12 protein-coding genes and 1 pseudogene are annotated in these 12,917 nt (G+C 40.3%); 3 read left to right on the top strand and 10 right to left on the bottom strand.

All coding sequences use genetic code 11. The features are described from left to right. Positions 1–20: 20 nt before the first annotated feature. The 3 genes from tnpC to tnpA form a co-directional block, all read right to left on the bottom strand. Positions 21–1,577: an IS66 family transposase gene (tnpC, locus tag HBH39_RS09185; protein ID WP_167677606.1), complete on the bottom strand. Its 1,557-nt coding sequence runs from the start codon at positions 1,575–1,577 to the stop codon at positions 21–23. A 111-nt stretch (positions 1,578–1,688) separates the two neighbouring features. Then, on the bottom strand, positions 1,689–2,036 hold the full coding sequence (gene tnpB / locus HBH39_RS09180) for an IS66 family insertion sequence element accessory protein TnpB (RefSeq protein ID WP_167675104.1): 348 nt from the start codon (positions 2,034–2,036) through the stop codon (positions 1,689–1,691). Further along, positions 2,033–2,359, bottom strand: a complete 327-nt coding sequence (gene tnpA / locus HBH39_RS09175; RefSeq protein ID WP_167675102.1) for an IS66 family insertion sequence element accessory protein TnpA — start codon at positions 2,357–2,359, stop codon at positions 2,033–2,035. Before tnpA ends, tnpB begins: the two co-directional genes overlap by 4 nt. A gap of 155 nt (positions 2,360–2,514) precedes the next feature. Between tnpA and HBH39_RS09170 the strand changes: the two genes are divergently transcribed. Next, positions 2,515–2,724, top strand: a complete 210-nt coding sequence (locus tag HBH39_RS09170) for a glycogen synthase (protein WP_167677604.1) — start codon at positions 2,515–2,517, stop codon at positions 2,722–2,724. A 27-nt stretch (positions 2,725–2,751) separates the two neighbouring features. Here HBH39_RS09170 and HBH39_RS09165 read toward each other — a convergent pair. Beyond that, positions 2,752–3,326, bottom strand: a pseudogene (locus tag HBH39_RS09165) (CoA pyrophosphatase). A 143-nt stretch (positions 3,327–3,469) separates the two neighbouring features. Between HBH39_RS09165 and HBH39_RS09160 the strand changes: the two are divergent. Continuing rightward, positions 3,470–4,363, top strand: coding sequence for a DMT family transporter (locus tag HBH39_RS09160; RefSeq protein ID WP_167680023.1), 894 nt, complete (start codon positions 3,470–3,472; stop codon positions 4,361–4,363). Positions 4,364–4,430: 67 nt separating this feature from the next. On the opposite strand, the gene HBH39_RS09155 is transcribed toward HBH39_RS09160, so the two are convergent. Continuing rightward, complete coding sequence (locus HBH39_RS09155; RefSeq protein ID WP_244325791.1) at positions 4,431–5,747, bottom strand: anti-phage deoxyguanosine triphosphatase; 1,317 nt, start codon at positions 5,745–5,747, stop codon at positions 4,431–4,433. Between the two features lie 254 nt (positions 5,748–6,001). Here HBH39_RS09155 and HBH39_RS09150 point away from each other — a divergent pair, with 254 nt between their 5' ends. Then, positions 6,002–6,667 (top strand): SDR family oxidoreductase, encoded by a 666-nt coding sequence (locus tag HBH39_RS09150; protein ID WP_167677600.1) that lies wholly within the window; start codon positions 6,002–6,004, stop codon positions 6,665–6,667. A gap of 112 nt (positions 6,668–6,779) precedes the next feature. Here HBH39_RS09150 and yfaE read toward each other — a convergent pair whose 3' ends face one another. The 5 genes from yfaE to ubiG form a co-directional block, all read right to left on the bottom strand. Continuing rightward, entirely contained in the window at positions 6,780–7,178 is a 399-nt protein-coding gene (yfaE, locus tag HBH39_RS09145; RefSeq protein ID WP_167677598.1) for a class I ribonucleotide reductase maintenance protein YfaE, read from the bottom strand. Then, entirely contained in the window at positions 7,153–8,283 is a 1,131-nt protein-coding gene (gene nrdB / locus HBH39_RS09140) for a class Ia ribonucleoside-diphosphate reductase subunit beta (RefSeq protein ID WP_167677596.1), read from the bottom strand. The genes yfaE and nrdB overlap by 26 nt, the downstream gene beginning before the upstream one ends. A gap of 74 nt (positions 8,284–8,357) precedes the next feature. Beyond that, positions 8,358–10,646, bottom strand: coding sequence for a class 1a ribonucleoside-diphosphate reductase subunit alpha (gene nrdA, locus HBH39_RS09135; RefSeq protein WP_167677594.1), 2,289 nt, complete (start codon positions 10,644–10,646; stop codon positions 8,358–8,360). Between the two features lie 508 nt (positions 10,647–11,154). Beyond that, positions 11,155–11,832, bottom strand: a complete 678-nt coding sequence (locus HBH39_RS09130; RefSeq protein WP_167677592.1) for an HAD family hydrolase — start codon at positions 11,830–11,832, stop codon at positions 11,155–11,157. A gap of 32 nt (positions 11,833–11,864) precedes the next feature. Next, entirely contained in the window at positions 11,865–12,587 is a 723-nt protein-coding gene (gene ubiG / locus HBH39_RS09125) for a bifunctional 2-polyprenyl-6-hydroxyphenol methylase/3-demethylubiquinol 3-O-methyltransferase UbiG (RefSeq protein WP_167677590.1), read from the bottom strand. Positions 12,588–12,917: the final 330 nt, after the last annotated feature.

Raw genomic sequence — 12,917 nt, 5'->3', positions numbered from 1 at the left:
AGGCAAATACACCTAGCCATTTACCTTTGCTTTATATTCCATGGTAGTAAAAGCTCAACATCACTTGGGTTATCCGCCAAGCCTTGCAGGCAATTAGCGATATACTCATGTACGACTAGGTCGTTGGCCTTCGCCGTTTCGATGAGACTGTAAAGGATTGCGCTGGCACGTGCACCATGCGGTGTATTTGAAAATAGCCATGCCTTGCGACCTATCACAAAGGGTTTTATCGCCCGTTCGGCGCGGTTGTTGTCGATACTTAATCGGCCATCATCTAAGTAGCGCCTGAACTTTTCAAATTGATTCAGCGCATAAATGATGGCTTTACCTAATGCCATTTTCGGGGGGATTTTATCTTGATGCTGTAATAGCCATTGATGAAGTTCATCGATGATAATCTTGGATTTTTGCTGCCTTATGGCATATTTATCATCAGCAGATTTACCTTTAATCTGTTGCTCTATGCCATAAAGTTTACCGATAAGGTTTAATGCTACATCAGCTTTGCCTGTTTTTTTGTTATTCCCTTTAGCTTCGATAAATTTACGACGAATATGCGCCAAACAAGCTACCAAGGTCGCATCGGTTTGGGCGTAAGCTTGATAACCGTCCACTTGCAGATAACCAGAAAAACCCGCAAGAAAGTCAACGGCACATTGGCCTGCACGGCTGTTGTGATAATCATAGAGTACGATGTTAGTGTTGCCCTTGGGAGCATCATCACCACAGCAATATAACCACATGTAGCTAGTCGGTTTATCGGCTTTTAATACCTTAAGCGGGGTTTCATCCGCATGGATAATGTCTTGCGCTAGTAAACTGACTTTCAGGCGTTGATATAAAGGCTCAAGTAAATCGGCGCAGCGTATCATCCAACTCGACATGGTCTTGCGATTGAGCATAACACCAATATCAGAAAATAGGGTTTCTTGGCGATATAAAGGCAAGCCAAACTGATATTTGCAGGTGATGATATGACTAAGCAAACTTGGCGTTGCCATGCTTTTTGGGATAGGCGTTGCAGGCATGGGCGCAGTTTTTATCGCGACCTTAACACCTTGCTGCTCACATTGACGACAAGCATATTTCGGTCGAATGGTTTTTATTACCTTGATGTGCGCGGGGACAAATTCCAGCGTCTCGCTACAACTTTGCCCCATTTGATGCAGCGCCCCTTGGCAACAATCACAGTATTTGTCGGCTTCATCAATATCAACAACGACCTCTTCACGAGGAAGTTCAACTGGCAATGGCTTTCGCTTGGGTTGCTCTAATGATTTATCAAGCGTCGGTAGCTCTGTAAGTAGCGCTTTATCTTGCGCATCAAGGGTATCGACTTGTTCTGTACCTAATTCAGCTTCTGCTTCATTAAAGACTTCCCCCGCGCCAGGCAGTTTCTCTGATTTTTTAGCAAATTCTCTGGCGAGCTTAGCGTTGTATTGGACTAGTAAGTCATGAATTTGTGCACTTTGCTCGGCAATCAGGGCATCTTTTTCGGCCAACGTTTGCTGCAACTCAAGCAGCATTTGCTTGAGTTGTGCTGGGTCGTCAGGTAATTCATGGGGCAAGGTTTTCATGCCCGCAGTGTATCAGAAATAGCAAGCCAAATAAGGGGTTAAGCATTAATCCATGTCAGGGGTAGTGTCAACGATCCTTCACTGCAAAACGATCGCCCTTATTTGTCTCATTTAAGCTAAAGATTGATAGTTAAGTGATTGATGCCCAATCACATCAAAGCCTGATAACAACCATGAAAGCTGCTGCTCGGTTAAGCTGTAGGCTTGGCGGTCAACTTTACTGGGCCATTTAAATCTTTGCTTCTCCAAGCGCTTATACCACAGGGCAAATCCCGTTTTATCCCAATACAGCAATTTGAGTTTATTTTTAGCCTTATTACAAAACACGAATAGTGCGCCAGTATAAGCATCATGGGCGAATTCTTGTTCAACAATCGCCACAAGGCCATCAATGGATTTACGAAAATCAACGGCATCACGATGTAAATAAATGGCAGGTGGGTCGATAAACATCTTCATGGCGCAAGCTCTCGCAATAATTGCGCAAGAAAACTCGGCGAGACTGAGTGAGGCAAGTGCAATTTGGCATGAGCGAGTTCTAATGTGATAGCAACGTTTGGCGGCGCGAGTTCGAGTTGAGTCACTTGATGCTCAATGACTTTATGTTGTGAGATTTGGGCGCAGACGAAAGCGCCCTCAGTTGATGCCAAGCGCTTTTTGTGGGCATAAAAGCTCGATGTGGATAATTTATGTTTGCGGCAATAAGCACTGATATTTAAGCCGCTTTGCTGCTGCGCAAGAACGAGCTCTTGCCACTGCTGTTTATTACGAAAGGTTTTCATTATGTATCTCCCAATAAAACATGGGAACAAAATAAATCAACAGCATAGTAAGCGGTATGTGCCTTTGGGCAGACGCTTACGTTTGAACCGTGCGGCATTAGTCAGATGCTTGCCATGCGCGCTGGCAGCCATGCTTGGTACATGGTGTTGGCGGCTTGAAAGATACCATTGATAATAATGTCACTGGCTGGATATTTAATGGTGACAGTTTAGTGGAACAAGGATTGAATTTAATTAAACGATTTTCTGAGGTTTTGGATTTACACGGATCAGATGAATATAACCATGTTAGCCATAATGCAGCGAAACAACGATTTACTTGGTCTGCAGTAGCTAATGAATATTTACAAAAACTGTATAACTAAACGCTAAAAAGTTGTGGCTCTAATTAATTAATCTTCTAAATGGCGGCAAAGTAAATCAATAATTGCCGCCGTAACCCCCAAATAAACTTGTCTTGATAAGGCATAAAATGCACCTTATAGGGTATGCCTTTTCGCCAGTGTTCCGCTTGATGGCGATTAGCGGTTTGCTTAAAAAAACTTAATGGCACACTAAAGCAACTATCCACTTCGCCAGGGTCTATTTTTAGTTCGAAAGGCTGCCTTACCACCCCAACAACGGGAGTGATTTCAAATCCGGTTAAGGTTTTATGTGATGGGAATGTCCCCAATATTTCTACGTTGTGGCGTGCGAGTCCAATTTCTTCTTCAGCTTCACGCAGTGCGGTATCAATGGCATCAATATCTTGTGGCTCAAATTTACCACCCGGAAAACTAATCTGCCCGGGGTGATGACGTAAATGCATGGGTCTTTTAGTTAATAGGATATGAATTTGCTGATTAATCTCTTGAATAGGGATCAATACAGCTGCCTCTCTGCCGGGGAAGTGATCTGGTGCTGAAGTAATATTATTCACTGATAGTACTTGTAACTGAAATCGCACAATAAAATCATTCAAATGCATAAGTAACAACTAATGAAATATCTTATAAGTAGGCTAACGCATGTTATGCGAATGGCAAAGAAATAGTTTTCTATCTATATCACTTGAGCTTAGCAAATAACTTCCGTACTCTCGGCTTTTCTAATATTGAGTTGAGAACAATTGTGGTTGCCAATTTACTGTTATTACTTACGGCTGCTATTTGGGGCTTAGGGTTTGTAGCGCAAGCCTTGGGAATGGATCATTTAGCACCATTTATGTTTAATGGCTTGCGATTTTTGATAGGAGCTCTCAGCTTAGCGCCCCTGTTATGGTTTTTTGCAAAACGTAAAAAGCTGTTAATTGGTGCCCCACGGTCTTTGATGATAGCGTCAATCAGTGCCGGTTGTGTGTTGTTTATTGCCGCTTCTTTTCAGCAAGTTGGTTTGCTCTACACTACCGCGGCAAATGCGGGTTTTATTACCGGTCTTTATATTGTTTTGGTGCCTGTTTTTGGGTTGATTCTAAAACATCAAACAGGGATTAATACTTGGCTTGGCTGTGCGATTGCCGTTATAGGGCTGTTCTTACTGAGTGTTAAAGATGACATGACCATAGGCTTTGGCGACCTGTTACAGCTTATGGGGGCTTGTTTTTGGGCGATACATATTCTAATCATCGATCATTTTGCCCGTAAACATTCGCCTATATTACTTTCTCAGTTGCAATTTATCTTCTGTGGTCTTTTAAGCATTATGGTGTCATTGGCCATAGAAACTACCGAGATTGCTAATATTGGTTTAGCCTGGGCAGCTTTAGCTTATTCTGGTTTAATCTCTGTCGGGGTCGGTTATACACTTCAGGTTGTGGCACAAAAGAATGCGCATCCTGCACACGTGGCAATTATTTTAAGCTTAGAAACCGTATTTGCGGCCATTGGTGGCATTATGATTTTAGGCGAGACGTTAGATTCAAAAGCGTTAATGGGCTGTGCTTTGATGCTAGCAGGTATGTTAGTGTCGCAAATACCCTTGCGCTATTTTGTTAAGTCTTGGGGGCAAAAACCAAAGCTAAACTAAATCGATCCAGCTAATTTAAAAGCCAAGTTTAGTATTAATCTGAACTTGGCTTTTTTATGTTAGTAAATCATAGTTCGCGGCTTAAATCTAAAATCGCTGTGGTTTTAGAACTGAACAATTGTTGATGTAGCTTTGCTGCAAATTCATCTGTCATTCCCGATATGTAATCGGCTAGTACGCGCATTGGATTGTTATCTTCTGTAGCTGCATTTGACCAACGTTCAGCGGTATTGAGGGGTAACAGGCGTTCAGGATCTGAGGCAAAGGCTTCAAATAGTTCCATTACAATTTGTTGGCCTTTATATTCCAGCATTTGTATTTCAGGCTTACGGATCACAAACTTATACACAAACTGCTTGAGTACATGTAAAGCTAGTGCAAAATCGGCTTCTAACTCTGCATGATATTTTAGTAAGTGTTCATTGAACTCTGGTTTCGTTTTAATATTAATTGCAGTCACAAACGCATTGACTAAGGTTCCTATGGCATCTTTTCTCAGGTGATGTTCATAGGAAAATAATTTATCACCGATTTTAAGAATTTCAGCTTTAAGCCAAACATCATTGATCGATTGCAGTTGTTCGACAACATAAGCTTGCCATTGACCTCGATTAACAATCTCCATCACAATCGCATCTTCAAGATCATGCACTGCATAAGCTATGTCATCGGCCAATTCCATAATCGAACAATCTAATGATTTATATATTGTTTTCAAATGTGGGTAATTCGGCGGTGTATCAGTTTGTTCACTGCGCATGATCAGCTGTTTATCATTATCAGTTAAGCTTGAAAGCACCCACTCTAAAATTGGCTTATCGTCATCAAAAATACCTTTGACTGCCGGCCATTCAGATGGTTTTAGTTGACGATGGTTATTCACTGGTTTTTGATTGGTATCAATGACTAGCTGCGAAAACGGCGCAGGATATTTTAAGACGCCTAATAAGGTTCTGCGAGTTAAGTTCATACCCCATGAAGGAGTATAGGGCTCAAGGCGAGTTAATATTCTAAAGGTTTGGCCGTTTCCTTCAAAGCCACCGTGATCACGCATCATATAATGCAGCGCGATTTCACCACCGTGCCCGAAAGGAGGATGACCGATATCATGGGCTAAACATAAGGATTCAATTAAACTCATTGAATCTAATAAATACTTAAGTTGTGGGTATTTACGTCTTAATTGAGCCGCAATACCGGTACCGATTTGTGAAACCTCTAACGAATGAGTCAATCTTGTGCGGTAAAAATCATTCATGCCAATACCAAGCACTTGGGTTTTAGCTTGCAGGCGACGAAAAGCCGCAGAATGTAAAATACGTGCTCTGTCTCGTTGAAATGGGCTGCGGTGATCGTTTCTACGCTGTTTAACTTCACCTAACATGCGCTCATGCCAGAGATTTTGGTGGGCTTTGATATCTGTTGGTGCACTAATAGGGTCGGAAGTAGACTTAAAAGCGGATGACATAAGGCACAATCCTTTTATTACATCTTATGTAATTACTTTACGCATAAACCCTTGGTTAAGCCAGTAAACTTCAATGTGAATGATGAAACATTTTCAAAGTGAATTTGTTTTACTTTGCTCAATTGTGGCACTATTTAGGATTGATGTTGAATCGATTGAAAGAGAACACTATGCCAAAAAATATTGTTATTACCGGTGCAAATCGAGGTATTGGTTTGGCTTTAGCCAAAGCATTTAGTCGTCAAGGTGATACGGTTTATGCGTTATGTCGCCAGTCATCTGCTGAATTAGCCGAAATGAATGGTAAGGTGATCACTGGCATTGATGTGACCGAGCAAAGCGGTATTGATGCTATGACTATGGCCTTGAATAATATCAATATTGATGTGCTAGTTTGCAATGCTGGTATTTTGCGTGATGAGAATTTAGCTAAATTCAATTTAGATACATTACGTGCTCAATATGAAGTCAATGCACTGGCGCCCCTTAGAGTGGTACATGCGTTACAAGCTCAGCTTAACGAAGGCAGTAAAGTGGCGATGATAACGTCAAGAATGGGCTCTATTGCTGACAATGGCTCTGGTGGACGTTATGGTTATCGTATGTCTAAAGCCGCTTTAAACGCAGCTTCAATGTCACTCAGTATTGATTTAGCGCCTAGAAACATTGCGGTGGGTATTTACCATCCAGGTTATGTGCAAACTGAGATGGTTAATTATGGTGGTGATATATCTTCAACTGAATGCGCCAGTCGTTTGCTTCAATTGATCGATGATTTAGATATGTCGCAAACGGGTGTGTTTAGGCATTCAAATGGACAAGTTCTACCTTGGTGATGCTCTAGGCTAAAGCAAATTATTGAAGGAGAGGGCGGTATTTAGGGATAAATTAATGAATATTTTTGATTTGGCCTAAAATATTGTTTTGTATGTTGTTAATCTTGCTTGGTTATGCTTTTTCTAGATTGACGGTGTTGAGTGTTGAACTATTTTGATGTTTGGTTGCCTCACCATTAGCTCTCACTTTACGTGTCACTAATTGCAGGTTGTCTGTAGGTAATGCCAAATTAACATCGGTTTTAGGAATACAGCAACAGGGTAGGCATTCATTGGCCTCAAGATCCGCTATCGGTTGTTTAATATAACTAACTTCACCTGAAATAACCTGTGTCTTACAAGCGCCGCAAAAACCATTGCGGCACTCTGAAAATACCTTCACTTTCTTAAACTCAAGCGCCTCAAGCAAGGTGTGTTGCTTACCATCAAATAAGATAGCCGGTTGGCCGCTTAAACTGACAATCGGCGCTTTTATAAAGAAGTGTTTATAGGTCAAAGTCTGAAAACTCATCGCTGTCTACAGATGAATCGATTTGACCAACAAGATAGGAAGATACTTCAACTTCTTGTGGTGCAACTTGTACCGCATCGCTTTCTAACCAGTTTTTCATCCATGGCAATGGGTTGGATTGCTCGTCATAGGGTAGTGGTAAGCCAACGGCTTTCATGCGCTGGTTAGTGATGTATTCAACATACTGACATAAAATCTGTTCATTTAATCCAATCATTGAACCATCTTTAAATAAGTACTTTGCCCATTCCTTTTCTTGTTCTGCGGCTTTTACAAATAAATCATAAGAATCTGAATAGCACTCAATGGCAATTTCCGCCATTTCAGGATCATCCTTGCCAGCTTGCATTAAGGATAAAATATGTTGAGTGCCATTTAAATGTAATGCTTCATCTCGGGCAATTAGACGGATGATTTTAGCGTTACCTTCCATTAAGCGACGCTCAGCAAAAGCAAATGAACAAGCAAAGCTGACATAGAAGCGGATCGCTTCGAGTGCATTAACCGACATCATACAAAGATAAAGTGATTTTTTTAAAATACGCTGGCTAACAGTGACTTCTACACCATTAATCAGATGCGTACCTTCACCATGAAGATTGAATACCTGAGTTAAGGTAATTAAATCATCGTAGTACTTAGCAATATCACTAGCACGTTTTAGTATGTGCTCATTTTCGACGATATCGTCAAACACCACTGAAGGATCGTTAACAATATTTCGAATGATGTGAGTATATGAGCGAGAGTGGATGGTTTCAGAGAATGACCATGTTTCAATCCACGTTTCTAACTCTGGTAGTGATACCAAAGGCAAAAATGCCACGTTTGGTGAACGCCCTTGAATGGAATCAAGTAATGTTTGATATTTCAGGTTAGAAATGAAAATGTGCTTTTCATGATCTGGCAAACTTGAATAGTCAATTTTATCACGACTGACATCGACTTCTTCAGGACGCCAGAAAAAAGATAATTGTTTTTCAATTAACTTTTCAAAAACTTCATATTTCTGTTGGTCATAGCGAGCAACATTGACACTTTGACCAAAAAACATTGGTTCTTTGGTGGCATCATTAGATATTTGACAAAATGTAGAATAAGCCATTGTTCATGTATCCCAAAATAGCGGGGGTAATCCCCCGCATAAAACTTTCCATTCAACGCAAAACCTGTTTGAGGTTAAATCTTACAAGCGCCGCCTTCACAACCTTCATCTTCTTTTTCAACTGTGGTGATATCGTCAAGTTGATCAGAAGCTCCATCACGGGTGTTGTGATAGTAAAGTGTTTTAACACCTAATTTGTAAGCACCTAATAAATCCTTTAATAGGGTTTGCATTGGTACTTTACGGTTCTCAAATTTTGTGGGGTCATAGTTAGTGTTTGCTGAAATTGCTTGGTCAACAAACTTTTGCATAATGCCAACAAGTTGCAGATACCCATCGTTATTTGGCATGTTCCAAAGTAACTCGTATTGATCTTTTAAGGTGTCAAAATCTGGAACGACCTGCTTCAATTGGCCATCTTTACTGGCTTTAACACTGATTAAGCCGCGTGGAGGTTCAATACCATTGGTTGCGTTTGAAATTTGTGATGACGTTTCAGACGGCATTAATGCAGATAAAGTCGAATTACGTAAACCGTATTGTTTAATATCACTACGTAATGTTTCCCAATCCAGGTGCAAAGGCTCATCACATATTTTGTCCAAATCACGCTTGTAGGTATCTATTGGCAAAATACCTTGAGAGTAGGTGGTTTCGTGAAATAGCGGACATGCGCCTTGTTCTTTGGCTAATGTCATTGAAGCTTTTAACAAGTAAAACTGAATGGCTTCAAATGTTTTATGGGTTAGATTGTTTGCTGAACCGTCTGAATATTTCATGCCATTTTTGGCCAAGTAGTTAGCAAAGTTAATCACACCGATACCTAAGGTGCGGCGATTCATTGAACCCAGTTTGGCAGAGATTATCGGATAATCTTGATAATCCAATAAGTTATCTAATGCACGTACTGCAAGTTCAGCTAAAGGCTCAAGCTCGTTAAGATCTTTTATTGCACCAAGGTTAAGTGCAGATAAAGTACATAGCGCGATTTCACCATTTGGATCATCAATGTTGGTTAATGGTTTGGTCGGTAGCGCAATCTCTAAACATAAATTGGACTGCTTAATTGGAGCGACTTTTGAATCAAACGGGCTGTGTGTATTACAGTGGTCGACGTTTTGAATGTAGATACGACCTGTTGAAGCACGTTCTTGCATCATCAGTGAAAATAGCTCTACAGCTTTAATTTTCTTCTTACGGATGCTTGGATCTTGTTCATATTGTAAATACAAACGTTCAAACTCAACTTGATCTTCAAAGAAGGCATCGTATAAGCCTGGTACATCTGATGGGCTAAACAAGCTAATATCACCGCCTTTGATCAAGCGCTGATACATTAATTTATTTAATTGCACACCGTAATCAAGATGACGGACACGGTTGTCTTCAACACCGCGGTTGTTCTTTAGTACCAATAAAGACTCGACTTCTAAGTGCCATAAAGGATAGAACAGGGTGGCCGCACCACCGCGAACACCGCCTTGTGAACAAGACTTAACCGCGGTTTGGAAATATTTATAAAAAGGTAAGCAACCAGTGTGGAATGCTTCACCGCCACGAATTGGACTCCCTAAGGCTCGAATACGGCCGGCATTAATGCCAATACCTGCACGCTGACTGACATACTTAACAATTGAGGATGCGGTAGCATTGATTGAATCTAAGCTGTCATCACACTCAATTAATACACAAGAGCTAAATTGACGTGTTGGCGTGCGCACCCCTGCCATGATTGGCGTAGGTAAGGAAATTTTAAAGGTTGAAGTGGCATCATAAAAATCTTTGATGTACTTCAAACGAGTGTCTTTGGGGTACTTAGCAAACAAGCATGCAGCAACTAAAATATATAAAAACTGAGCACTTTCATAAACTTCGTGGGTAACACGGTTTTGAACTAAATATTTACCTTCTAGTTGCTTAACGGCAGCATAGGAGAAGTTCATATCACGCCAATGGTCAATATAGCTATCTAAGGTGTCGATCTCTTCACGAGAGTAATCGGCAAGGAGATGCATATCATACTTGCCCATTTCAACTAGGCGGGTGATATGGTCGTAAAGTTTAGGCGGCTCAAATTGGCCAAATGCTTTTTTGCGTAAATGGAAAATAGCTAATCGTGCTGCAACAAACTGATAGTCAGGTGCTTCAGGTGAAATTAAATCTGCCGCGGCTTTTATGATGGTTTCATGTATGGCTTCAGTGGGGATCCCATCAAAAAACTGTAAATGCGATCTCAGTTCTACTTCAGATACTGAGACATTTTTTAATCCCTTGGCAGCCCAAGTGATCACGCGATGAATTTTGTCTAAATCGATGGTTTCACGCTCGCCACTACGTTTAGTGACAGTCATATTGCTATTCATTGAAGAGAGGCCTTGATTATATCTATTGTAGTGATTGCTTGCGTCTATACATGATGACGATCGACAGTAATCACGCTTACGTTCCCTTGTAAAAACAATCATTGCGAAGCATTTACGGCGACGATGTTATTTGCTTGATGAAGTAACCCGTTCAGCTTAAGTCTACAAAAACAAATTGTGTCTTTGTAGTGTCTGTGATTGCATTTGACACACAAGATATGGTGTTATTTAAAATCTAACATACAAGATAGTGAGGTTGAGCGCATATTGCAAGCCACAATTTTTTTAATATCTTGTGGATAAGTTGAGGATATTTTTCAGTGTTAGTGAAAGCTAACCCTAGAGCCCAAATTTATATAGCTTTTCTACAGGATGATGAATCTTTGAGCTATTTTTAATGTTAAATTGATCGCAAAAAAAATCAGCGATCGAAATTTGAGGTGAATCTTTAGATTGATCTTTTATCAAATCTGATGTTAGCCAAAACTATGACCGCAAATGTAACTGGCTAAATTGATTTTACGGCTTTGAATATGTATTCATACAGCGATTCACTCGAAGCAAAATGCAAATCTGCTGGCCATGATGTCGGTGAATCGGTTGCGGATAAATAACCCCAATGGGCAGCACCAGCAATCATATTGGCATTGTTAGCCGCAACAATATCGCGCTCTGCATCACCTAGATATAAGATATGTTTAGGCAGTGTATTTAACTGTTGCGCAGCTAAAAGCATTGGCGCTTTATGTGGTTTTGGATGAATAGTGCTGTCGCCACTGATTAAAGATTTCAAACGGTGAGTTAAGCCCAATTTGGCAACCAATGGTCTGGCAAAAGAAGCATGTTTATTTGTTACCACACCGTACGGCATACCTACAGAATCCAAATGGTCAAGCAGTTCAGCCATTTTTGGGTACAAGATACTTTTATGCCCATTGATATGAGTGTAATGACGTAACAAAGCTTGCTGAAGCTGTTTTTGCTGTGATTCTGCTAATTGAGGTTGGGCAGCTTTGACTAACGCTAAACTACCATGAGTTACCGCATGGCAAACTTTATGGTAGTCAGTAGAAGGCAAACCTGATTCAAGTAAACTTAAATTAAGGGCATGAACTAAATCGGGGGCCGTATCGGCCAATGTACCGTCAAGATCAAATAAAATCGCTTTGATATTATATTGCTGCACACTGGCCTCGTTAAATCGGTTAAGAATAAAGATCAATCAATCTTTTGGGTCGCTATCATGTAGTTCACTTCTACACTTTTGGTATACTTAAACACCCCATTGATTGGGTTATAGGCAATACCCAGTGCATCTTTACATAGCAAATCCGTTTTATCGACTAACGACATTAATTCAGACGGCCTAATAAATTTACTGTGGTCATGGGTGCCAACGGGTAATATCTTTAGTAAGTATTCAGCGCCAACTATGGTTTGCAGATATGACATCCAGTTACGATTAATCGTTGAAAAAAACACATAACCATTGGGTTTTACCATATCGCAACAGGCTTTAATAACGGATAATGGATCAGGCACGTGTTCAAGCATTTCCATACAAGTAACAACATCATAATGTGCTTGATGAGTTTTACTGTGATCTTCAGCAGTTGTTTTTAGATAATTTACGCTCACTTGGCTTTCTAATGCATGTAAACGCGCAATTTCTAATGGCTCATTACCCATATCAATTCCATCAACATGAGCACCAATTTTAGCCATGCTTTCAGATAAAATTCCACCGCCACAGCCTACATCTAATACCTTCTTATCAAAAATACCGCCAGCAGTTTGGTCGATGTAATTTAACCTTAATGGATTCAGTTGGTGTAATGGTTTGAATTCACCGTTGGGGTTCCACCATGTTTGTGCCATTGCTTCAAATTTAGCAATTTCTTGTGGGTCGACATTGATAGGTGAAGAGGATTCTGTAGACATAGCTGTAACCTAAGATTATTCGATTGCCGCCATTATAACGACTAGAGCAATATTTAATAGAGAAGCGAATAACATTTAACTGGGCTTTTAAATAATAATTCAGCGTAGATGCTCGCAAAATAATCAAACGCGCTTTCAAATTGTTTAAATGCTATTCAAAAAATGCTGTAAATAAAGTTAAGGTAAAGCAAAAAGGAATCGATAATAGATAAACCTATAATACAATTAATACCTTAGTAATTTTTTAATCGATTGTTCAATTTGATTCGCGTTAACTCTGGCGACAATATTTATCTGTGTTAGAATGCCAAATCACGTTTTAAAGCATGA

This window comes from Shewanella aestuarii, assembly GCF_011765625.1.
GTDB classification, from domain to species: Bacteria; Pseudomonadota; Gammaproteobacteria; order Enterobacterales; family Shewanellaceae; genus Shewanella; species Shewanella aestuarii_A.
The sequence above is the reverse complement of the archived record's forward strand: the minus strand, read 5'-3'. Positions and strand labels throughout refer to the sequence as shown.